Annotated in this window: 24 protein-coding genes, 1 tRNA gene and 1 riboswitch; of the genes, 16 read left to right on the top strand and 9 right to left on the bottom strand. The window is 34.2% G+C overall.

Going from position 1 to position 22,221, the window contains the following annotated elements; genetic code table 11:
- The first annotated feature begins 8 nt into the window (after positions 1-8).
- The 8 genes from MT489_RS16365 to MT489_RS16335 all read left to right on the top strand — a co-directional run bounded on the left by MT489_RS16365 (position 9) and on the right by MT489_RS16335 (position 5,095).
- Positions 9-308: a spore coat protein gene (locus MT489_RS16365; RefSeq protein ID WP_244682639.1), complete on the top strand. Its 300-nt coding sequence runs from the start codon at positions 9-11 to the stop codon at positions 306-308.
- A gap of 438 nt (positions 309-746) precedes the next feature.
- Entirely contained in the window at positions 747-1,364 is a 618-nt protein-coding gene (locus tag MT489_RS16360; protein WP_244682638.1) for a DUF47 domain-containing protein, read from the top strand.
- 16 nt (positions 1,365-1,380) lie between these two features.
- Positions 1,381-2,379, top strand: coding sequence for an inorganic phosphate transporter (locus MT489_RS16355; RefSeq protein WP_244682637.1), 999 nt, complete (start codon positions 1,381-1,383; stop codon positions 2,377-2,379).
- 515 nt (positions 2,380-2,894) lie between these two features.
- A complete protein-coding gene (locus MT489_RS16350) occupies positions 2,895-3,011 on the top strand; it encodes a YjcZ family sporulation protein (protein WP_244682636.1) in 117 nt (38 codons plus the stop codon).
- 188 nt (positions 3,012-3,199) lie between these two features.
- A complete protein-coding gene (locus MT489_RS22525; protein WP_483308111.1) occupies positions 3,200-3,307 on the top strand; it encodes an aspartyl-phosphate phosphatase Spo0E family protein in 108 nt (35 codons plus the stop codon).
- A 180-nt stretch (positions 3,308-3,487) separates the two neighbouring features.
- Positions 3,488-3,742 carry a WGxxGxxG family protein gene (locus MT489_RS16345; RefSeq protein ID WP_244682635.1) on the top strand — a complete coding sequence of 85 codons (255 nt, stop codon included), beginning with the start codon at positions 3,488-3,490 and terminating at the stop codon, positions 3,740-3,742.
- Between the two features lie 155 nt (positions 3,743-3,897).
- Positions 3,898-3,984, top strand: a riboswitch (cyclic di-GMP riboswitch).
- 70 nt (positions 3,985-4,054) lie between these two features.
- Entirely contained in the window at positions 4,055-4,417 is a 363-nt protein-coding gene (locus MT489_RS16340; RefSeq protein WP_244682634.1) for a response regulator, read from the top strand.
- 372 nt (positions 4,418-4,789) lie between these two features.
- Positions 4,790-5,095: a tyrosine-type recombinase/integrase gene (locus tag MT489_RS16335; RefSeq protein WP_307416015.1), complete on the top strand. Its 306-nt coding sequence runs from the start codon at positions 4,790-4,792 to the stop codon at positions 5,093-5,095.
- Between the two features lie 101 nt (positions 5,096-5,196).
- On the opposite strand, the gene MT489_RS16330 is transcribed toward MT489_RS16335, so the two are convergent.
- Both MT489_RS16330 and MT489_RS22485 read right to left on the bottom strand, forming a co-directional pair.
- Positions 5,197-5,269: transfer RNA gene (locus MT489_RS16330), tRNA-Arg, on the bottom strand.
- 196 nt (positions 5,270-5,465) lie between these two features.
- Positions 5,466-5,579: a hypothetical protein gene (locus MT489_RS22485; RefSeq protein WP_370876411.1), complete on the bottom strand. Its 114-nt coding sequence runs from the start codon at positions 5,577-5,579 to the stop codon at positions 5,466-5,468.
- 737 nt (positions 5,580-6,316) lie between these two features.
- On the opposite strand from MT489_RS22485, the gene MT489_RS16325 reads away from it, so the two are divergent.
- The gene (locus tag MT489_RS16325; RefSeq protein WP_244682632.1) at positions 6,317-6,457 is read left to right on the top strand and encodes a hypothetical protein; all 141 of its coding nucleotides are present in this window, start codon (positions 6,317-6,319) and stop codon (positions 6,455-6,457) included.
- A gap of 348 nt (positions 6,458-6,805) precedes the next feature.
- On the top strand, positions 6,806-6,943 hold the full coding sequence (locus tag MT489_RS16320) for a hypothetical protein (RefSeq protein WP_244682631.1): 138 nt from the start codon (positions 6,806-6,808) through the stop codon (positions 6,941-6,943).
- Between the two features lie 157 nt (positions 6,944-7,100).
- Here MT489_RS16320 and MT489_RS16315 read toward each other — a convergent pair whose 3' ends face one another.
- Complete coding sequence (locus MT489_RS16315; protein WP_244682630.1) at positions 7,101-8,528, bottom strand: aldehyde dehydrogenase family protein; 1,428 nt, start codon at positions 8,526-8,528, stop codon at positions 7,101-7,103.
- Between the two features lie 125 nt (positions 8,529-8,653).
- On the opposite strand from MT489_RS16315, the gene MT489_RS16310 reads away from it, so the two are divergent.
- From MT489_RS16310 to MT489_RS16295, 4 genes are read left to right on the top strand one after another with little or no spacing between them, the layout of a single operon-like run.
- Entirely contained in the window at positions 8,654-9,025 is a 372-nt protein-coding gene (locus MT489_RS16310) for a GntR family transcriptional regulator (protein WP_244682629.1), read from the top strand.
- Between the two features lie 5 nt (positions 9,026-9,030).
- On the top strand, positions 9,031-9,894 hold the full coding sequence (locus MT489_RS16305) for an ABC transporter ATP-binding protein (protein WP_244682628.1): 864 nt from the start codon (positions 9,031-9,033) through the stop codon (positions 9,892-9,894).
- Positions 9,891-10,547: an ABC-2 transporter permease gene (locus MT489_RS16300; RefSeq protein WP_244682627.1), complete on the top strand. Its 657-nt coding sequence runs from the start codon at positions 9,891-9,893 to the stop codon at positions 10,545-10,547. The genes MT489_RS16305 and MT489_RS16300 overlap by 4 nt, the downstream gene beginning before the upstream one ends.
- 12 nt (positions 10,548-10,559) lie before the next feature.
- On the top strand, positions 10,560-11,138 hold the full coding sequence (locus MT489_RS16295; protein WP_244682626.1) for an ABC-2 transporter permease: 579 nt from the start codon (positions 10,560-10,562) through the stop codon (positions 11,136-11,138).
- 514 nt (positions 11,139-11,652) lie between these two features.
- Here MT489_RS16295 and MT489_RS16290 read toward each other — a convergent pair.
- The 5 genes from MT489_RS16290 to MT489_RS16270 form a co-directional block, all read right to left on the bottom strand.
- Positions 11,653-13,047 carry a sulfatase family protein gene (locus MT489_RS16290; RefSeq protein WP_244682625.1) on the bottom strand — a complete coding sequence of 465 codons (1,395 nt, stop codon included), beginning with the start codon at positions 13,045-13,047 and terminating at the stop codon, positions 11,653-11,655.
- A gap of 179 nt (positions 13,048-13,226) precedes the next feature.
- Complete coding sequence (locus MT489_RS16285) at positions 13,227-14,783, bottom strand: extracellular solute-binding protein (protein WP_244682624.1); 1,557 nt, start codon at positions 14,781-14,783, stop codon at positions 13,227-13,229.
- A gap of 42 nt (positions 14,784-14,825) precedes the next feature.
- Positions 14,826-15,725 (bottom strand): carbohydrate ABC transporter permease, encoded by a 900-nt coding sequence (locus MT489_RS16280; RefSeq protein ID WP_244682623.1) that lies wholly within the window; start codon positions 15,723-15,725, stop codon positions 14,826-14,828.
- Between the two features lie 17 nt (positions 15,726-15,742).
- Positions 15,743-16,708 (bottom strand): ABC transporter permease, encoded by a 966-nt coding sequence (locus MT489_RS16275; protein ID WP_244682622.1) that lies wholly within the window; start codon positions 16,706-16,708, stop codon positions 15,743-15,745.
- A gap of 323 nt (positions 16,709-17,031) precedes the next feature.
- Positions 17,032-19,275, bottom strand: a complete 2,244-nt coding sequence (locus tag MT489_RS16270) for a helix-turn-helix domain-containing protein (RefSeq protein WP_244682621.1) — start codon at positions 19,273-19,275, stop codon at positions 17,032-17,034.
- Between the two features lie 369 nt (positions 19,276-19,644).
- On the opposite strand from MT489_RS16270, the gene sspL reads away from it, so the two are divergent.
- A complete protein-coding gene (sspL, locus tag MT489_RS16265) occupies positions 19,645-19,806 on the top strand; it encodes a small, acid-soluble spore protein L (protein ID WP_244682620.1) in 162 nt (53 codons plus the stop codon).
- A gap of 269 nt (positions 19,807-20,075) precedes the next feature.
- A complete protein-coding gene (locus MT489_RS16260) occupies positions 20,076-20,345 on the top strand; it encodes a class I SAM-dependent methyltransferase (protein WP_244682619.1) in 270 nt (89 codons plus the stop codon).
- Positions 20,346-20,538: 193 nt separating this feature from the next.
- Here the strand turns inward: MT489_RS16260 and MT489_RS16255 are convergent, their stop codons facing one another.
- Entirely contained in the window at positions 20,539-22,011 is a 1,473-nt protein-coding gene (locus tag MT489_RS16255) for a sulfatase family protein (protein ID WP_244682618.1), read from the bottom strand.
- Positions 22,012-22,221 lie beyond the last annotated feature (210 nt).

Below are 22,221 nucleotides of genomic sequence, written 5' to 3'. Positions count from 1 at the left end.
GAGTGAACATGAATCCAATCATTGAAAAATTAACTGGTATGGATGCACTAACCGACCAAGTGGTTGCGATGGACTTATTAATTGCAGCTAAAAGCGGAGTTAGAAATTATGCAATGGCAGTTACCGAAGCGGGAACACCTGAAATTAAAGAAATCTTAACTCGACATTTAGAGGAAGCTCTAGATATGCATGAACAGATTACTAATTATATGGTTGAAAACGGATGGTATCATGCGTGGAATACGAATGAACAACTTAAAATGAATTTAAATAATATTAATACAGCTTTGAACTTACCAACTCTTTAAAAAATAATACAGCTCAAAAGTGACAAGTCCGCCATTATGCGGGCTTGTTTCAATATATAGAAGGAAAAAAGAGCTTTTTCTCTTTATTACGTTGTGAGTGTCTATTCAAGCGGTTATTAATGTACTTAATAAATCTCCTCCCTCTTATTTAATTTCTCTCTCGTTCTTATTCGCTTTACAATCCTCAATAGAATGAAACCTTTATTTATTTTATCAAAGGTCTTCCCTACTTATTTAAAAAATAGAAATATAGCATTAACAATCTGCAAAATGTGACTTCTTTTTCTACTATCCTGATACATTTAATGTCATTTTCCCTCTAAAATCGCACCTTTTGTAAAGATTATGTAAATTTTTCGTTAAGGATATGTTATAAATCCGTAAATTAAGTTATTATGGGAGAGCTGATTTATTTGTGAAAAGGAGAGGCTCTAAGAGATGTTTAAGAAAAAAACAGATAAGTTTTCTATTCATTTAGCAAATATTTCTGATAACTTAACAAAAAGTATGAGTTATTTTAAGGATGGTAAGTATTCCAATGTAGATGATTTGAAAATTTTCACCGAAAAGATGAAGAAATTTGAAAAGCAAGGAGATTCACTGGTTCATCAAGTAATACTAGATTTAAACAATGTGTTCATTACACCAATTGAACGAGAAGATATTTTAGCCCTAGCCATGAATATGGATGATGTCTTAGATGGACTAGAGCATACAGCGGCACTACTAGATATGTATTCTATTACAAAATTAGATGAATATATGATTCAATTTGTAACAGCAATTCATAAGGGTGTATTAGAAATCGAAAAAGCTATAGAATTATTATCTAAAAATAACCTCCCTCAGATTAGAGAGAATGCAATTAAAATTAAAGATTATGAATCCCAATGTGACGCGATATTACGAGTTTCAATCAAACAATTATTTCAAAACGAAAAAGACACTATACGAATTATTCAGTATAAGGACATTTATGAAGAACTTGAAGAAGTGGCTGACTGCTGTCAGAGTGTAGCTAATACATTTGAAGCCATTATTATGAAAAATGCATGAGGAGTAAATAAAGAACATGTATACAATCCTTATCCTAACAATTTTAATTGTCGTTTTTGCAGTAGTGTTCGACTTTATAAACGGATTTCATGATACTGCTAATGCAATAGCGACTTCAGTATCAACAAAGGCCTTGCAACCGAGACATGCTATTATATTAGCCTCTGTGATGAACTTTGTCGGTGCAATGACGTTTACAGGAGTAGCAAAGACCATTACAAAAGATATTGTGGATCCCTTTACTTTAGAAAATGGGTCTACAGTCATACTCGCTGCGTTAATTGCAGCCATCGCGTGGAATTTAATCACTTGGTATTATGGGATTCCAAGCAGTTCTTCACATGCCCTAATTGGTTCAATTGCCGGAGCGGCTATTGCAGCAGCTGGTTTTAACTCATTAAATTATAGTGGATTTCTTACCATTTTAAAGGCGCTCATTATATCTCCTATTTTGGCCTTTGCAGTTGGTTTTATTGTCTATAGCATAGTAAAAGTAATCTTTAAAAATAATAATTTAGCTAAGACGAACAAAAGGTTCAGAACAATACAAATCGCTACAGCAGCTTTGCAAGCATATTCCCATGGAACAAATGATGCACAAAAGGCAATGGGTATTATTACAATGGCCTTGATTGTCAATAAATATCAGAATTCTAGTGATATTCAATTTTGGGTTCAATTAATTTGTGCTCTTGCAATGGCGTTAGGAACGGCCATGGGTGGATGGAAAATTATTAAAACAGTTGGCGGAAAAATCATGAAAATTAGACCTGTCAGTGGTGTGTCAGCGGATTTAACAGGAGCAGCGGTAATTTTCGGAGCTACTTTTATACATATGCCTGTAAGTACTACCCATGTAATTTCTTCTTCGATTTTAGGTGTAGGTGCTTCCCACAGGTTAAAAGGGGTAAAATGGGGAACAGCTCAAACAATGTTAATCACTTGGCTAATCACTCTACCTATTTCTGCTACCCTTGCAGCAATATGCTACCTCATTCTGGATTTATTATTTTAAACCATCATAGTTAATTTGTGATAGACATTATTAGAGCAAAGAACATGGATTTGCCAATGTAAAAAATTATTATAATTACGATATAGCGCGACAGTGTAAGCCTGGTCAGTACCGGGCTTTCTTTAATTTACTTTTCAATTGGTGAACTCTACATGCTATTAATAATTCCCATACATCGTTGACAAAAATTTGGCTAGTAACTAAAGTTATGTCAACGAGTAAACCTAGCGGTAAGGTTGCTTAGCATTTAGTCCATTTTTATTTCTCAGCTGTCTTAAAAAAATGTAGTACCGAAAAATAAAACACCTTTTAGAATAATAACTCTATAAATGAGCACTATTCTTGAAGAAAGTATCAAATACTCCTGGGCGACTCCTCTTTTTTTCCTCTAATAAACTAGCTGATAATCAACCATTTTTTCGCCTTGTCAGCAAAACTACTAGCAAGTTTCGCATCCACTTACATATATTAAATTATCCTTTCGAATGGTTATCCATTAAAAAGGTGGTGATATTATGGGATATTACGGTTACGGTTCTGGCGGCGGTTATGGTATGGGATTTAATTTCGCTTTAATCGTTGTGTTGTTTATATTGTTGATAATTGTCGGTACAGCATTTGTACACTATTAAAACCCTAGTTTCACCGAAATGAATCCATCCGAACCATATCCTACTCATCTCACAAAGAGCGCTTTAGCCCAGCGCTCTTTACCTATCTAAATTTACCCAATTAGACATCCCCTCTCCAGAAACATAGAAGTTATTCGAAATGGAATGATTTCTTTTGGTTTTAAGTATGGTTTGAATCATAAAAAGACATAAAACTAAGTCAAAAATTAGATAAATTATTGAATGTATACCAATTTTTTTTAATAGTTATAGGTTTTAATTACACTTTTTACACTCTGTCCTCCAACTCCCCTTAATCCTCTTATGGCTGCCTTGGCCCTTCGTTACCATTTCTCCACATTTATGGCAGATGCCTTTGAATTTCAATTCAATCTCTCCTTCGAATTATTTCTAACTTTTTTTTTGATAAATTCCTGAATAATTTTCCCTTTATTAACAAACATTAACGTTATTACACTAGATTGGAGGAATAATCAATGCTTAACAAACTTCTATATTCAGCTTGTGCCCTTTTGATTAGTACTTTCCTTATTGGTGTTTCAAATGGACATGCCCAAACCCCAATCACAGAAACAAATAACATTTTTTCTAGTAGTGAAGTTACACATATTGCTCAAAACGACGATGTAACCGATAATGACGCTAATGATGACAACGACACAGATTGGGGTTGGATTGGTTTAGTTGGTTTAGCAGGTCTTTTAGGGTTAAGGCGAAACGATAAAAAATAGTTAATTTACAAACCGCTATTAATATGAACAAGATAAGAATGGCATGATTCTTATTCTTGTTCATTTTTCATTAATCACTTTTCGTCTATTGCCAAGTTTATTCGAACTACTCAATAAGTCTTTTAATTTCTATTTTTCTACAAATTTCGATATTATTTGTATATGGGCAAACTTTACGAAAGTAAAAGACGCAAAGCCACGGGCCTAAAACACTTAGATGTCATGGTAGCCGGGTTGCCAGGTAATACCTGTTATTTAAAAAACTAAATTTACCTTTCTAATTTGCCTAAATATATTCAAAAGGTAATTCCGATGACAAAAATCTTGTTAGTTGATGATTCTGTTTTTATGAGATCATGGTTAAAGAAACTTCTTAGCGATGCCAATTTCAATGATTTTGTTGAAGCTGAGGATGGTCTACATGCAATTGAAATGTACAAATCATTTTTTCCTGATATCGTAATTATGGACAATACAATGCCAAAACTAGACGGGATAGGTGCCCTAAAAGAGATAATGAAAATGGATCCCAATGCAAAAGTTATCATTTGTACTGCATTAGGGATGGAATCTTTAGTAATTGAAGCAATTGAATGCGGTGCTAAAGATTTTGTAATTAAACCTTTTTTTGATAATTTAATTGACAGGATAAATAATGTACTTAGTACTCGGTAGAGTGTTTTTTTATTTAGATGTTGAACTTCAATGCGTATTTTCCGTCACATTGGTACTTTTAATAATGTCGTTAATAGGAATTAATTATCGAAATTAAAGAGATACTGACGAATCACTTTCAATTACTACTAGAATGTTTCATAATAATGATATTTATCATATTCAAAAGGAGCTTCCCAATGATTCCAATAGAACTTATATGCCATGAACTTAACCGGTTAACTATCGACTACTACAGTTGTAACGATCAACATATAAAGTCACTAATAGAATCCGACATTAAACTCTTAAGTAACGCTTTATTTCTTATTGGCCATATGACTATGTCATATTCTGAATGTGAATTAGTTACATAGAATTAATTAGCGTCCAATTCTTCAAATCTCCCATTCTGGTATTTTACAAGCGTTCAGGCTCTTATTGAATCAAAAAGAATTGAATGATGTAAAGAAGATTCGTTTTCACGATTTAAGACACACTCATGTATCTTTGTTATTCAGTCAAAATATACACCCTAAGATAGTTCAAGAAAGATTGGACCACTCGACCATTCAAATGACTCTCGGCACACATACTCCCATATGCTCTATGCAGGAGGCAGCTGCCCAAAAACTAGATGAAATATTTACGAATAATGAAACGAAAGATAACAAAAATACAAACCAAAATTCGATTTAGTACACTAAAGGTGACCAATCTGTGACCAATTTCAAATTTACCATAAAAAATAGCAAGGGCACAAAACGCTGTAACCCTTGCTACTACTGATTTCAATTAAGCGGCCCCGACAGGAATCGAACCTGTGACGCACGGTTTAGGAAACCGACGCTCTATCCTCTGAGCTACGGAGCCATGAGGAAATGATTCTATATTAGACAACGAATTTTATTATACAGCATAATGGTTTGCAGGAAAAGTCTTTAGAACTAATTTCGGATAAAATCAAAATAGATAAACATTTTTAAAAGTAGCTCGTACATTAACCTTATATTTATTACAGATACAGCGACTTTTGTTTTATAAACATAGTTGAGCAACTAACTCTTTTCTATAGCAATTTATCGCTTTTTTCTATTGTTTTCATTTTTCGAAGGACTCTCTTAATTCTAATTCGATTATATCTTTGTAGAAAAATTGGATATCTATTTGTTATGACATTCAATACAGTAAAGCATCTAAAATTCTACCCCAAAAAATGATAATCCTGACCTGATAAAATAAGATTATTGTTGCTATAATGACGTGACTTCTCTCACTTTTTTAGATCTATTTTCAAATTCGATTATTCCTTCTACTGACAGTTCTTTTAAAAAGTAACCATTAAATGGGACTTCATTTTTTCTCCTCCATGCTATTTTAAGCAGTAACCTCTTAAACCATTTTATCCCTAAAATTTCATATATTTTACCTTCCTTTCGAAGTATTTAATACTGTAATATTTGTCACTAAATATTCTGCTTAATAATTTCATCTTACCTCCTAAGCCTTAGATACTTCTCCAACTCTTCTGTACCGTTTAAAAAGAACTAATCCATTGAATTTTGAAAGTCGCAAGCTGTCATATGTATCAGTTATTTAAAATACAAAATGATGTTGATTAGTGCTCTCGTTACTACGACAAATATGAACCAAGCAAACAGTTTATGCCGCCAAAAAAATTGTACCAAGTAACCCAGCAAATTTTAGGAGGTAATATTAACTTTTAACAGAGCCATTATTAATTACTATATAATTATAGTCATATTTTTGTCACATTAAAGGATGCTATCACCATTTTTAAACAAAATTCCTTTGATTATATATCACAACTCCTCTATACTAATGATAGTGTTTTAGATAAATAAATTATTTACTTTCTATATAAATTTTTTGGTATAAAGATTTTAGGAGGGCTTTTATATGCAAACTTGGATCTTAATCGGAATTATGGTCATATTAGGTACAATCGCATCCTTTTTAATGTATTACATTAATTCAGCTATGAATTATGACGACGCAGAAAGAATCGATGAAGTACCTCAAAATACATTCAACCAATAATGTTAATCAAACCTCCTGCATTTTTTGATGCGGGAGGTTTTTGCTTGGTTTTATTTTTTTGTAATACAATAAGCTTACAATAGGAATTTTCATACTTCGTTATTGTTTCTTCTCATTAACGTGAATAGAAATAATACTGCATATTTTCAATTTAGATTAATTTCTTACAATCCCCTAAAATGCTCTTATAAGCTTATTCAAAAATCATCTCTCTAATTATCACAATATCCATTTCGAATTAATTGAATTTTATGTTTTTTTCTCCATGAAAAAGGGTAAATACTACTCACCTCTTAGTATTTACTCTACTTTTTTGCATATATTTTTATAGCAAGGGAGGGATTGAGTATGGAATTATGGGTTACAGTTTGCCTTATTGGAGTTTTAGCAGCAGTTGCTTTTTTTCTCATTTATTTTATTATTGCTGGCATGGATATGGATTCCATAAAAAGAGTTGATAAAGTGCCGCCAAAGACTTTTGATTGATTGTTACAGTGAGAGTTGCCCCATAGCTAGAGGGACAACTCTTTTTTACTTAGATATATTAGTTAGGTTTAGTTGCTTTTACATCAAAAAAATAAGTTTAACGGCTGAATGGTTCATTTTTACGTCTGCATCCATTACTTATTAAAAGAAAAAATCCTTATTTAAAATTAATGCTAATCATTTTCATTCGAGTCATTTCCTTTACTGCGTATTTTACTCCCTCATGTCCATAGCCTGAAGATTTGATTCCTCCATATGGCATATTGTCAAATCGTAATGTAGGGACATCGTTGATCAACACTTGCCCCACTTCTAGTTCATGAGCAAAATGAAAAGCTTGTTTTAAATTATTTGTAAAAACTCCTGCATTTAATCCGTACTGGCTGTCATTCATATGTCTTAATGCTTCATCACTATCTGAAACTTTATTAATCATAACTACTGGCCCAAACACTTCTTCGCAAGCAACTTTTTCTGTCGGCTTTACATCCGTAAGAACAGTTGGAAGAACCCCATTATCTCTCCTTTCTCCACCAGAAAGCAGTTTTGCTCCCCCTTCTACCGCTTCCTTAACCCATTCAAGTACACGAGATTGTGATTTTTTATCAATCATCCCTGTAACCACAGTATCCTCATCCATCGGATCGCCAAATTTAAGTCTCTTTGTTTTATCAACAAAACGAGCTAAAAACTTTTCTGATATTCTTTCATGGACATAAATTCTCTGAGTATGGATGCAAACCTGTCCATTGTAACTAAAAGCCCCTGCAATCGCTTTATCTACTATTTCTTCGAGATGCCCTTCTACCGAGTCATCTACATATAATGCCGAATTACTCCCTAACTCCAATGTTATTCTTTTCAGTCCACTTTTACTTTTTATTTCCGTTCCAACTCTAGGGCTCCCTGTAAAAGATATTTTTTGAACTCGAGTATCTTCTAGCATGACTCCAACTAGAGTAGCACCATCACCAGGTACAACATTTAACACCCCATCCGGCAAACCGACTTTTGTAAAAAGCTCTGCCAACTTCAGAGATGTAAGTGGTGTTTTTTCGGCAGGCTTTACTACGATAGCATTTCCGGATGCAATCGCAGGTCCTACTTTATGGACGACGAGATTTAACGGAAAGTTAAAAGGTGTCACAGCTCCAATAACACCAATCGGCTCGAAGATTGTGTATGCATCTCTCCCACCGCCTCCAACCGCAGCATCAAGAGGAATATATTCCCCAGCAATTTTCTTTGCTTCCTCACCCGAAAATTGCAATGTTTGTACTGAACGATCTACTTCCGCTCGAGAGGCTGAAATTGGTTTTCCCGATTCAGCTGTAATTAACTTTGCAAATTCCTCTTTTTTCTCAGCTAGTAAACGGGCAGCAGCAAATAATATGTTTGCACGTTCAACAGCAGGCATTTTTTTCATTGTTAGAAAGGCCTCTTGAGCAGATGCTATCGCCTTTTCCATATCTTTCGTTTGGCCCTCTGCAACTTCTGCAATTACTTCGTCATTATAAGGATTAGTTAATTCGTATGTTTCCTCAGCTTCCTCAAACTTACCATCGATGTATAATCCAATTTTCATCTCATTCACCTCATCCGCAATATCATTTTCTTTACTATATCAAAAGAAACTAAAAATCACACGTTGACAAATCTGTTCATACTGTATATATTCATTAATAACAGTTATAACAGGTAGGTGATCAGATGAATGTCATCCTTTCGAATAGTAGTGAACAGCCGATTTACAACCAAATTAAAGAACAAATTAAGGAACAAATATTACGTGGGGACTTGAGGGAAAAGTCGCCTCTTCCATCTATTCGAAAATTAGCAAAAGATTTGCAGATAAGTGTGATTACTACGAAAAGAGCTTACGATGAATTGGAATTGGAAGGTTTTATAGAAACTTTTCCAGGGAAAGGATCATTCGTAGCTGCTCAAAATCATGAGTTTTTAAAAGAAAAACAACTAAAATTAATCGAGGAAAAATTGAATGAAGTTATCAATGACAGTAAAGCATTTGATATAAAACTCGATGAAATTATTCAAATTCTAACTGTGTTGTATGAGGAGTGAGTGTATTGGAAAATATTATTGAACTAAAAAATGTGAGTAAAAAGATAAAAGATTTCCAACTTAAAAATATCTCTTTTGAATTTAAAAAAGGTTATATTATGGGTTTGATTGGTCCAAATGGAGCCGGTAAAAGTACTTTGATTCGCTGCTTAATGGATTTGGTGAGAGTTGATGATGGCGAAGTTAATATATTTGGCATGACCCACATGGAAAATACAATAGAAATCAAACAAAGAATTGGGTTTGTTTACGATGAAAGTCATTTTTACGATGATCTTTCGTTAGAAAAAAACAAAAAAATCATCGCTCCTTTTTATCGCAATTGGGATGATTCAACTTTTTATAGCTATATTAAAAAATTTAATTTACCCCTTAAGAAAAAAATAAAAACATTATCAAAAGGGATGAAAATGAAGTTTGCCATTGCGATGGCCCTATCGCACAATCCTGATTTAATTATTTTAGATGAACCTACAGCAGGTTTAGATCCAGTATTTAGACGAGAAATGTTAGATATTTTACAAGATATCATCCAAGACGAAAATAAGTCAGTGTTTTTTTCTACTCACATTACAACAGATTTAGATCAAGTGGCAGATTATATAACTTTTATTAATAATGGAGAAATTGTATTTAGTAAGGAAAAAGACATTATATTTGAGGAATATTTTTTATTAAAGGGACCGGACAGTTTAGCAGTAGACGTACCAAAAGTGAATCTTATTGGGGGTAGAAAGACAGGAGTTGGTTTTGAAGCACTTGTAGATGGAATAGATAATATTGAGCAACAACTTCTTAATCAATTACATATAGAAACTCCATCTCTGGAAACGATTATGTACTATACGATTAGAGGAAATTCACTATGAAAACATTAATTTTAAAAGACTTGTATACTCAAAAACTATTTGGTTACTGCTTTCCTGCACTTTTGCTCTTTCCTTTTTTCATAAATGCAATTAATGCAACGGGTGATCTCGGCTTTGTTTCAATTTATGTTGCATTCGCAGCAATTTGGATGTCGGCTTACTCAAACTTCGGAACGATTGCACTTAATAAAAGAGATCAAAAACTAATCACAAGCTTACCCATTACAAGAAAAAAAATGGTTCAAGCAAAGTATTTCGCTGCGATAATATGGTGGGGAATCGGATTATCTACTTATGGGACACTTGCTTTCCTAATTTTAGTGTGGTGGACTGATTCAATCAACTATAGTGGTGTGACTGATTTAATTTTATCCCTGTTTATTACTTTAATTGTAATATCCCTTTTTTATCCATTGTATTTTTTAGTTGGATACCAAATTGCTGTTGCCATTGCGATTTCAATTCCTATGATTGGCTTTTTCACAATATCGATGATTCATACATTTAGTAACGTAGCTAGCGGAGAAATGTTTGGACCCATAATTCCAACCGATCGTCCGTTAATATTTATTTCAATCGTGTTCTCAAGTATTATCATCACATTCTGTTCCTATAAACTTTCGGTTAAAATTTTTGAAAAAAAAGATTTGTAAAGGGTGAAAATGGTGATTAATCTTATTAAGACAGATATAAAAAGTATTAAACTACTAGAATATATTATAATGATCCCATTTGTATTCATACTCGCTTTTCTTGTAAACCCTGGTTTTGAATATCCTTACTACATATGGATTTTCTATTTTACTTTTGGAATTTGCAGTAGTTCACTGGACCAAAAAAGAAATGATAATGTACAGCCAGTTATTATAAGTTTACCTATTAGCAGGAAAAATTATATAGGTGCAAAGTATTTGCTTCCTCTTGTATGGTTTTTTCTTTCAACAATTGGTGCTACAATTATTGCCTTACTCTTCAACTGGAGAACGGACTTTTTTGAGGTTAATCTGCTCATAACGTCGTTTTTATTGATCATATTATTAATGGCGATTTATCTGCCTTTATGCTTATTCTATCGGCATGCAAGTTTTTTTGTCCCTTTTATTCTAATTTTCGTTTTAACAATGCTAAATACAACTAATGAAATTCATTTTATTCAATTTCACCCAATTTTGTTGCTTTCAATTATTCTATTCTATCTTTCCTATCTTTTATCTGTAAAAATATTTGATAGGAAAATTATTTAATTATTTCTAAGCGAGGTGCAAGAATCTGCCCCTCGTTTTTTTGAGGAAGGGAAAAAATTATCTCAATCGGAGGAAGTAATTATTATCCATACTATTTTTCATTGCGATCTTTAAATACATATTTTGGAGAAAGGTACGTTGAACTTTCATCGTGACCTACAAGAAGCTTTTTCCTTCAGCAAGGGCACATTGAACCCCCCATAGTGACCTTCATGCAGGTTTTCCCTTCAGTAAGGGCACTTTAATACGTCCATCGTGACCTTCAAGCAGGTTTTTCCTTCAGCATGGGCACTTTGAACCGACCATTGTGACCTTCAAGCAGGTTTTTCCTTCAGCAAGGGCACTTTGAACCCTCCATAGTGACCTTCAAGCAGGTTTTTCCTTCAGCAAGGGCACTTTAATACGTCCATCGTGACCTTCAAGCGGTTTTTTCCTTCTGCAAGGGCACGTGAGAACGAAATACAACATTCATGTACGTAAAAGGGACAACCTCATTAAGATTGTCCCTTCATTTTCAGTCTAAATCTTTTACTTGTTCCTTCAAACGATAAAGTTCATTTTTCAGTTCTTCAGCTACGTCAAGGTATTCTTCTTGTCCATAAACATTGTTCATTTCATAAGGATCTTTTTCAAGGTCGAATAGTTCCCACACAGGTTCGTATTTTACATCGCGGGCACCTGGTACTCCAAGACCGTCCCCATAATAGTAAATTAATTTAAATTTGTGGGTACGGACACCATAATGGGCAGCTACATTATGCTCACTCATATGTTCCCAATATCGGTAATACATTGAGTCCTGCCAGCCAAAAGGAGTTTCACCTTTTAGAATTGGACGGAGGCTTGCTCCTTGCATATCTTCCGGAGCTTCAATTCCTGCGTAATCAAGGAATGTTTGAGCAAAGTCAACGTTTAGGGCGAAATCTTTAGTAGTTGTTCCAGCCGGAATTTCACGCGGGTATCTTACTAAAAATGGCATTCTCAATGATTCTTCATACATGAAACGTTTATCATACCAGCCATGATCACCTAGGAAAAAGCCTTGATCGGATGTGTACATGACAATTGTATCTTCAGCAATTCCCTTTTCATCTAAATAATCGAGTAAGCGTCCAGTATTGTCATCAATGGATGCAATACAGCGCAAATAGTCCTTTATGTATCTTTGGTAATACCAGCTCTTTAATTCTGATGGAGAAAGTCCCTCTGGAGGATCTGCCTTCACATCTCTCTTTCTTAAATCGCGATCAATTCTCATTTCTGCTTCTGCAGCGGCGTAAGAACGATTTTCATAATCATCATGGAATGTTTCCGGCTCAGGGATATCAATGTCTTCATATAAATGCATATGTTTTTCATCTGGATCCCAAGGTCGATGCGGTGCTTTATGATGACACATCAAAAAGAATGGACGTTCCTCGTCTCTTTTTTCAATCCAGTCTAAACATAAATCCACAGTGATATCAGTAGCGTAGCCTGGGAATTTCTTTTTCACTCCCATTTCAATCATGTCAGGATCATGGTATTCCCCTTGACCAGGAAAAATATTCCAATAATCAAATCCAGTCGGATCACTATTTCCTCCATGACCAAGATGCCATTTCCCAATCATCGCAGTTTGATAGCCATTTTCCTGTAAAATTTTTGCGACATGCGGCTGTCTTGCATCGATATCCTCATACAGTGTTCTAACGCCATTGATATGATTGTATTTACCAGTCAAAATTGCAGCACGGCTAGGAGCACAAATAGAATTAGTACAAAAACAGTTATCTAGTCTAATTCCTTCATTTGAAATCCGATCTAGATTCGGAGTTTCATTGATTCTGCTTCCATAAGCACTTATGGCGTGCGCGGCATGATCATCACTCATAATAAAAATAATATTTGGCTGTTTTGCTTTACTCATTTTTTCACCCTTCCCTATTTGTTTACTAAAAACAATATTAACATTAATCTTGCGAAAAAGGGCGCGGAGTCCCGAACCCTTTTTCAAAATAATCTTATTAAATCACACACCATCGTTTATCATGAATGAAAATCAAATATCATAATTCACACATAAAAACGTCAGTTTCATAAACGATCTTATTTAAAATTATCGTAATATTTTTGGTGAAGTTCCATTAATTCATCTAAGCCCATCTTTTTCAATTGATCGATATAAGCATCCCAACTTTCATCCACTTTACCTTCGATCATGAATTTTGGAATCATTTCCTTAATGTATCCGTCAATGTCAGTTTGAAGAATGGATAGGCGTTCTGCATCTTCCGCACTGTACATTACATTCGGATAGTATTCTTTTGGCTGATATGGACCATATAGGTCTGCCAATGCGTCTTTTTCTGCAGCTCCTTCACTTTGAATCAATTTTGTTCTAATATCTTGTAAGTTTCCATACACTCCGTAAGAACCAGGTGTAAATTTATGTCTAAATTCTTCATATCCTACACCTTCAGGAGCATCGATTAATTCAATCGTACCATCATCGTTCTTTTTCAAGTTTTGATCAAATGGTCCAAGCGTCATTTGTAAGCCGATTTCTGGATCATACATTTGGTCCATCCACTTCATTGCACGAGCTGGATTTTTATTAGAACTTGTAACCGAGAAACCTGAAAAACTGAATGCTCCAGCATTGATATTCCACATTTGATCGCCTTTTGGTCCCTTCAAAGGAGCAACAGGTACATAATCAGTATCCGCTTTTCCAAACATCGCAAAGTTTGACCAGTTGAAATATGCGCCTAAAATTGGTGTTTCGTTTTGAATTTTTGCATCATAAACTTGGACATCATGTGTAAAGGCTTCTTGGTCAATTAAGCCTTCAGCATATAAATCATGCATAAACTTAACGTATTCTTTAAATTCAGGTTTTGTAGGGGCATAAAATACCTTTCCGCCTTCAACACCGATATTACGACCTACAACTCCGAATGAACCGCTTAAAGAGTGTGGTCCACGAATTCCATTATTGTACATAAAGCTAAATGGAATTTCGTCCTTTTTCCCATTTCCATTTAAGTCTTGGCCTTTAAACGCCTTCAATACTTCCTTGAATTCCTCAGTAGTTGTTGGAACTTCAAGACCTAACTTATCAAGCCATGCTTTATTAATGAAAAATGCGTCGTTTGCTCTGCTTCCTTTTGACACATCATATTGAGGAATTGCATAAATATGACCGTCTGGAGCAGTGATCATCTTTTTCAAGTCAGGATTTTTATCTAAAAAGCCTTTAATATTTGGAGCTTCTTTTTCAATTAAATCTTCAAGCGGAATTAATTGTCCAGTTGAACCGTATTTTACAATATCATTCGCACCAAGTGTCCACGCAGAAAAGAATAAATCTGGAAGATCATTACTTGCGAACATTAGGTTTACTTGCTCTTGATATGTTTGCGCTGTTGCATTTGTCCAATCAATATCAACATTGACATTGTCTTCCAAACCTTGTAAGAATGGCATATCATTCCAATCTGTTGTAGCAGCTGGAGCTTTTACTCCAAATCCTTTAAATGTTACTTTTTCTTCAGCATTATCCTTAGGGATTTCTTTTCCAGCATTCCCTGCTTTTTCGTCTTTACCGCATGCTCCTAGAAGTAGCAAAAGTGCAGCAAAGAGAATCATTAACTTCTTCTTCATTTTTGGTTTCCCCCTTATTTTTATTATATATGAACAAGTCAATTAACCTTTAATTGACCCGATCATTACACCTTTAACAAAATGCTTTTGAATAAATGGATATAAGATCAGCATCGGTAGGCTGGCAATAATAACGATTCCATATTTGATCAGGCCAGAAACATTCGCCATTTCCTTACTGCTTTCCACTATTGCACCTGAATTTTCTACAACCTCATTTGCTTGGGTTAAAATCAAGACTTCTCTAAGTACTAGTTGAAGTGGATAAAGAGCTGTATCTCTTAAATAAATTAATGCAGAGAAATATGCATTCCAGTGACCAACTGCATGAAACAATACCATTACCGCAATAATAGGTTTGGAAAGTGGGACAACGACATTTGTAAAAAACTTTAAATTAGTACATCCATCCATAATTCCTGCTTCTAATAATTCGTCTGGTATCGTACTTTGAAAAAATGTTCTTACGATGATGAGATTATAAGCGGAAATTGCACCGGGTACGATTAAAGCCCACATCGTATTGACCATTCCTAAGTCTTTTACCAATAAATAAGATGGAATCAATCCACCGCTAAAAAACATTGTAAAAACGATGAAAAACATGAATATATTTCTTCCAGGTAGGTCTTTACGAGACAAAGCGTAGCCTCCGGTGATTGTTAAAACAACATTAATCGTAGTGCCGACTACTGTGTAAATAATAGAATTTTTGTACCCTGTCCAAATTTTGCTATGATCAAAAATCATTTCGTATCCTTTAAAAGTGATGTCCTTTGGCCAGAGCCATATTTCTCCATTATTAACTGCAGTAGGACTACTAAATGAAGCGATCAACATGAAATATAAAGGATAAACCGTAACGATGAGTACGATTGCAAAAAACAATATGTTTACGATGTCGAAGATTTTATCTCCTCTAGTACGACTGATTGAATTCAAACTAAGTGCCTCCTTTCTTACCACAGACTTGCTTGTCCGGCTTTTTTAGCCGTTTGGTTGATAAATACAAGCAAAATGAAGTTAATTATGGAATTAAATAATCCAACTGCTGCTGCGTAACTATATTGGGCACCGAGTAACCCTGTTTTATATACATGGGTTTGAATGATTTCAGAAGAAGATACATTCAACGAATTCTGCATTAGGTAAACCTTTTCAAAACCGACATTAAGTAAGTTTCCAATACCTAGAATCAACATTATAATGACAGTCGGCATAATTCCCGGAATGTCGATATGCCAGATCCTTCTTATTTTACTTGCTCCATCCATAATCGCTGCTTCATGTAATTCTGGGCTGATCCCACTTAGTGCAGCAAGGTAAATGATCATTCCCCAACCAAGGTTCTGCCACACACCTGAAGTTATAAACAATGGTTTAAACCATTCAGGAATTCCGAAGAAAAAGATTGGCTCCATTCCTATTAGTACTAGAAATTGATTGACGATCCCGGTTCTAGGAGATAGAAATAGATACAACATTCCTACCAATACTACGACAGAAATAAAATGTGGGGCGTACGTAACTGTTTGTACAATCCTTTTATATTTCCTACTAGTTAACTGGTTTAATAATAAAGCCATAACAATTGGGATTGGGAACGTTGCCAATTCAAGCAATGCTAGCCCAATTGTATTTTTCAATACTGTCCAAAATTGGTATGAATTGAAAAATCGTTCAAATTGAGAAAAACCGATCCAAGGACTACCATTAATACCTAACACTGGATTAAAATTTTTAAATGCAATTTGTACTCCGTACATAGGCAAATAATGAAAGATTAAAAAATAGAGAAGTGTAGGTAGTAATAATAAGTACAAATCGTAGTTCTTCCATATTTTTTTCATTTTTTTCGATAGTGTTTGTTTTTTGACTGCAATCGGTTTACTTTTTTGGATTGCGGTTTGTTCTTGCACCTCCATTTTGTTTCTCCTTTCTATAATGTTCTGCATGATCTGGATGTGGAAAACGATATCATTTCCAAACATTCACCTCGTCGTCCAGTGAAGCAATCATAAAACGGATTTTTTTCTTCTACAATCAGCCGATTCAAAATATATATGCCAAAACAAAATCAAACTCTAATTTAGAAAAAAGCTTTGAAATAGGTGAAAAATAAACCGATATGCAAAAAACAAACACGGAAAAAAGCTTGATTTTATCATATTTCGGACTGTTTTTTTGAAAAAAATCACTCCTCAAAGCTGAATTGAATTTTCGCTTTAAGGAGTGGAAATTTGATTTTTTACATGGCATTTTTTTTTGAGTATTGTTTTCTATATTCACCCGGTGTTAGTTTTTCCGTTTGTTTGAACTTCCTAATAAAACTAGAAACATCACTATATCCTACCTGCATAGCAATATCTTTTATCGGTAAATCTGTATTCGTTAGTAATTCTTTTGTTTGATTCATTCTTAATCGATTTAAATGCTGTAGAATTGTTTCTCCTGTTTGTTTCTTAAAATAACGCATGATATAGGCTTCAGATAAAGAAAATTGGTCTGCTATCATTTGAATCGAGAATTGGTAATCCTGATAATTTCCTTCAATATAGGAAAGTATATTTTCCAGCAATTGATTTTCAGACTCATTCTCTTCATACAGTTCAAAAAATACATCAATCAATTTTTTTACTGTCTCTTCCATTTCTTCTACTGATTGAAAATCATTAATCACAAGAACATCCGGCAGTGCTTCATCCATCTTTGCACGTATCGACTGCATATCGTGAACTATCCTCATAACAGTACTTGTAACGTCATAAATAAGACACTTTGCCATAAATAAATTAATATCAGGTGATTTAATCATTTGCGTTAGCTTATCCATAATACTAGCCGCATTTTCCCTTTGTCTCTGACGCAATGACATTTCTAATTCGGCTACAATTTCCTTATCATACCAATGCATATTTGATTTCTCTGCAAATGTTTCAGTGAAATAAATAATTTGGTCGGCACCTTTTATTAGTTTGTAATCAAGAGCCGTGGCTGCTTCCAAATAAGATTTTCCGATTTGTGTTATATCATGATAACTATTCCCAATTCCAATTGTGACTGCGAAGGATTTATTTTTTACAATTCCTTGATACCAATTGTCTAGAAACGAGATGTTCACCTCGCCTGACAAAATAATTGCTATTTTAGATGTTTCCAGCAAATTGACTCGATACGATTCGGTTGCTGGCAGTTCCTCCAACCAACTTTCAACTAATTCTTCCCGATTTTCTGCACTTGATTTACCCTCTTTGTAAAAGTCGATAAGCATAACATAGTGGGAAGGCTCCTCAAATGTAATGTCTATATCAGCACCTAGCAGATTAAATTCCTCATAATCGGTAATTTCACCGCGCAGCAAACGTATTAATAGATATTGTTGAAGAACGGGTCGGTTTTTCTCCACTCTATTGCTTAAAAATTGATTCCTAGATTCAAAGTAATCAATTGCTTCCCAAACATTATCAAGGTCATTACTTTTTTGACCAAAATGAGACCATTTCTCCTCTGCCTTCCGAATGAGCCTTCGTAAAGGTTTGTAATTAATGTGCATACCAAAGAAAATTAATAAAATCCCCGCTCCTAAGATAATAAGATACGAAATCATTACCTTATTTCGAACACTGTTTACATCTTTCATTAGCTCTGATTCTGGAGAAACGGTTACAAATGTCCAATCCAAAAAATCTGATTTTACAGAAGACAAATAATAAACCTTATCTTTAATTTTAATTGTTTGTTCTTCTTTCAATTTATTTTGTTTAAATTCATTCGTGATACTCGTAAGCTCTGAATCTCTATTGAATAGTTTTGTAACAATCCCACCATTTTGATCAAGTATAAAGGCATTCCCTTTATTGGAGCTTATAACGTTTTTTAACATATCCTTAATCGCTTGTTCTTTTATAAAAAATACTAACGTTCCATATGGATTGGAGTTATTGAACGGAACTGGCACACCATAAGTGATTACGTTAATTGTTCTTCCATTAAAAACCTGAATCTCTTCCGCATTGCGTAAAAATGGCTTATGTCTTTCATTCATATCTTTATAAAATTCATCATAAGACCAATTCGGAAATTGATAATAGGAATTGATAAAAGAAGGTAACATATAACTAGATCCGCCTGAAAATAAGTATTGATCGCCTCTAATGTAATAAAAAATTTCATATATAAAGTCATTTCCAGCCTTATAATTTAATAATTTTTGTGCTTTATAAACATCAAAAAAATTGTTTACAAAATATGGCGTCAACTCGTGTTGCGTTGAAACTTGCATCGATATTTTATGCAATTCAGATAACTTCGTATCCATAATGTCTTTCATTTGAACTAGTTTTTGTTCATTCGTTGCAGTCACTTGTCCTTTTAGATTTGCCAGCAAGTAATAATGAATAATATACCCCATAAAGATTACGGGGATGACCAATAAACCTATGTAAAACGATAAATGCTTAAAAGCAAGTGGAACTCTAATCCCTTTTTTCATGGAAATCCCCCCCTCACAAAGTACTAGAACGTATAATATAACGCTTTCAAATTCTGTTATATATGTAAAATATTGTATGATGGTAATACCATTTATCTATTAGATATATCCCTCGATACTTAATTAAACCGCTTAACAAAAAACTCGTCAAGAACATGTGGTTAATATTTTTATATTTTATTAATAAAGTGACAAATTACTTTTTTAAGCTAAACGGTACGACAATTTCCTGGTAGTCATATTTATTGAATTACTATCAATCCAAAATCAACGTGTCGATATTATCGAAAAGTTGAAGAACGATGCATAGTTTTCCACGTTTTAACTAATCTTAAATATCGAAACTAGAATTAAATGAGGTGTATTTAGATGAGTAAAACGAAACTAAACAGAAATGCAAAAGACGGTGACAATACTAGAGGTAAGCAAGCTAACAGTGTAAATCCTCAAGGTTATGGACAAGATACGGAATTTGCACAAGAGCCGAAAACAAAGCTTGAAAATGCGGCTAAAAAGAAAAATACGAAATAAATAAAAGTAGTCGCATTAATTTTTAATGCAACTACTATGAGCGTAGACAAATTAATTTTTGAATTACATTCAGACTAAACGTTTGTCTTTCGAGGCGCGAAGCCTTCTGTGGAGCGGAGTTGCCATACTCGGCAATGAGCACCGCCGGAAGGCAAGCAACGAAGAAAGCAGGCGTTTGTCAACAGACTGAATAAGCGCTTAAATTTTTAATGCGCCTATTCTTTTTACATTAAGCTTGTTTAATGGAAATTACATTGTGCGAAAATATTATGGAAACGACATTAGAAGAAGGGCAATTTGATATTGTAACAATGATAGGATCGACATTAGAGGAGTCTAAGCAATATAAAAAGGTTTTTGATAAATGCTTTAACCTATTAAATGATAATGGTTATTTAATGCTCATGGATTTTACAAAGCATAAAACTATGGATTATTTTGAAAAAGTGATGTTACTATCAAACCGTCACATTATTGATAAACAAGTTTATGAAAAGTATGAGAGTCTTTCGTTTTATATTTGTAAAGTACGGAAATGATATCTTTTCGTAAAAATGGTTTTTCCATAAAGAAAAAAACCGTTTCGATTTAGAAAATCGAAACGGCCATGTGTGATACTTGTGCAGGCTAAGCGACAGGTTGTCGCTGCCTCAGCCTGCAACATCACGTTGCGGTTTTAGCCTTCCCTTCCACTCTATTGAAAATGAAGTATAGCTACAATTAAGGACCTTTTTATTTGCTTTGATAGTTTAATTTTACTTTATCGCTTTCTTCATGCACTTTTTTCCCTTCTGAATAAATACCTCCCCTTCTTAATTGACCGTACCCTGTAACAGGCTCCTTTGTACCATCGATTCTTGGATCAACATATTCATGAAACCAATTTTCTAAATCGCTTTTCATTTTCTCAATGTTTTCCATGTATTCATTTTGGCCATACAGATTCTCAGTTTCATCTGGGTCTTCTACTAAATTATAAAATTCATGTGGACCATACGGATATCGATGAATGTATTTCCATTGTTTGTTTCGAATCATGCGCACTGGTCCATATTCATCATAAATATATATATTTTTATCTTCTTCCACACTCTTACCTTTTAAAGTTTCCGCAATGCTCTTGCCTGGAAGTCGATCATAAATTGAAATATCTATATTTACATAGTCTAAGATAGTTGGGAACACATCGTACTGGCTGACTAATTGCTCACTGACTACTCCTTGTGGAATTACAGCTGGGTGTGAAACAATGAACGGAACTTTTACGGAAGTATCAAACATATTTTGTGGGAAAGTTCCATTCCCCTTTCCCCAAATACCATGATGCCCCATGTTCATCCCGTTATCCGAAGTAAAGATAATAACAGTATTTTCTGTTAACCCGTTTTCTTCAAGATAATCGATGATTCGCCCAATATTATGATCCATCGCAGTGATAGAAGCATAATACCCACGTAGTAAATCTTTCCTTGTTTCTCCAGTACCATGTGGCGCAGTATTGACTTGCCAAGGATGAATAGGTAAATCAGGCAATATATTAAACTCACAATCTCTATACTTCTCAATATATTCCTTCGGATGGTTCCCTTCGTCCCATGGGCTATGAGGTGCTGTGTAATGTACACCTAAGTAAAAAGGCTGATCTTCCCGACTCAATTCTTCTAAAAAATCAATCGCTTTATCAGTAATGACATCTGTAATGTATTTCTTCTCAAAATAAATATTACCTTCGTACACCATATCACCGTTATAATATTCACAACCACCGCGTGCAATGGTAAACCATTTTGAAAATCCTTGTTGAGGATTCACGCTGTCCCCTAAATGCCACTTCCCTGAAAGTGCGCAAGTATAACCATTTTTAGAGAGAACATTCGTATACGTGACTTGATCCTTTAAATACTCAATTGCTGAGTGCTCACTAGCGAATATTGGATTATCTTTTAGTTCAGGAAATTTTTGGATATCAATATTCCCACCTCGAAGCCAATCTTGAACCCCATGTGCAGATGGAATATTTCCGGTCATTAATGAAGCTCTTGCTGGTGAACACACTGGTGAAGCACAAAAGAAGTTTTCAAATCGAACCCCTTTTTCGGCTAATCGGTCTATATTCGGTGTATGTAAATCTGTAGTACCTGCACAATTTAATGCCCAGGCCCCTTGATCATCGGTGAGGATAAATAATATATTTGGTTTTTTCAAGTTGGTACCTCCTTTATTTTTTATCTTTTATGTAGGCTGTTTTCTTAAAGTTTGTTGCTTTGTAAAAGCCTAAAAGCTGGCTTTTACACCAATATAGAAAATTTGACGGTTCTTATGTAGTTTCCAGCTCTTTTCTCAGTTATATGATTCATTTATAAGAAAAAAATTCTTTTTTCGTCGTTAAAATACATGGTATTTAGCAACAATCGA

Origin of the sequence: Lederbergia wuyishanensis, assembly GCF_022900255.1 — a bacterium.
In the GTDB taxonomy this organism is placed as follows: Bacteria; Bacillota; Bacilli; order Bacillales; family Bacillaceae_C; genus Lederbergia; species Lederbergia wuyishanensis.
Note: the sequence above shows the minus strand (reverse complement) of the source record. Positions and strands in the feature narration are given on the sequence as shown.

What these genes read in the sequence shown, in the direction of transcription:
- MT489_RS16260 (WP_244682619.1), top strand. Translation starts at nt 20,076, where the DNA reads ATGGAAACGACATTAGAAGAAGGGCAATTTGATATTGTAACAATGATA.
- MT489_RS16300 (WP_244682627.1), top strand. Translation starts at nt 9,891, where the DNA reads ATGAAAACATTAATTTTAAAAGACTTGTATACTCAAAAACTATTTGGT.
- sspL (WP_244682620.1), top strand. Translation starts at nt 19,645, where the DNA reads ATGAGTAAAACGAAACTAAACAGAAATGCAAAAGACGGTGACAATACT.
- MT489_RS16275 (WP_244682622.1), bottom strand. Translation starts at nt 16,708, where the DNA reads ATGGAGGTGCAAGAACAAACCGCAATCCAAAAAAGTAAACCGATTGCA.
- MT489_RS16285 (WP_244682624.1), bottom strand. Translation starts at nt 14,783, where the DNA reads ATGAAGAAGAAGTTAATGATTCTCTTTGCTGCACTTTTGCTACTTCTA.
- MT489_RS16270 (WP_244682621.1), bottom strand. Translation starts at nt 19,275, where the DNA reads ATGAAAAAAGGGATTAGAGTTCCACTTGCTTTTAAGCATTTATCGTTT.
- MT489_RS16345 (WP_244682635.1), top strand. Translation starts at nt 3,488, where the DNA reads ATGCTTAACAAACTTCTATATTCAGCTTGTGCCCTTTTGATTAGTACT.
- MT489_RS16350 (WP_244682636.1), top strand. Translation starts at nt 2,895, where the DNA reads ATGGGATATTACGGTTACGGTTCTGGCGGCGGTTATGGTATGGGATTT.
- MT489_RS16320 (WP_244682631.1), top strand. Translation starts at nt 6,806, where the DNA reads ATGGAATTATGGGTTACAGTTTGCCTTATTGGAGTTTTAGCAGCAGTT.
- MT489_RS16360 (WP_244682638.1), top strand. Translation starts at nt 747, where the DNA reads ATGTTTAAGAAAAAAACAGATAAGTTTTCTATTCATTTAGCAAATATT.
- MT489_RS16325 (WP_244682632.1), top strand. Translation starts at nt 6,317, where the DNA reads ATGCAAACTTGGATCTTAATCGGAATTATGGTCATATTAGGTACAATC.
- MT489_RS16310 (WP_244682629.1), top strand. Translation starts at nt 8,654, where the DNA reads ATGAATGTCATCCTTTCGAATAGTAGTGAACAGCCGATTTACAACCAA.
- MT489_RS16315 (WP_244682630.1), bottom strand. Translation starts at nt 8,528, where the DNA reads ATGAAAATTGGATTATACATCGATGGTAAGTTTGAGGAAGCTGAGGAA.
- MT489_RS16355 (WP_244682637.1), top strand. Translation starts at nt 1,381, where the DNA reads ATGTATACAATCCTTATCCTAACAATTTTAATTGTCGTTTTTGCAGTA.
- MT489_RS16340 (WP_244682634.1), top strand. Translation starts at nt 4,055, where the DNA reads ATGACAAAAATCTTGTTAGTTGATGATTCTGTTTTTATGAGATCATGG.
- MT489_RS16365 (WP_244682639.1), top strand. Translation starts at nt 9, where the DNA reads ATGAATCCAATCATTGAAAAATTAACTGGTATGGATGCACTAACCGAC.
- MT489_RS16290 (WP_244682625.1), bottom strand. Translation starts at nt 13,047, where the DNA reads ATGAGTAAAGCAAAACAGCCAAATATTATTTTTATTATGAGTGATGAT.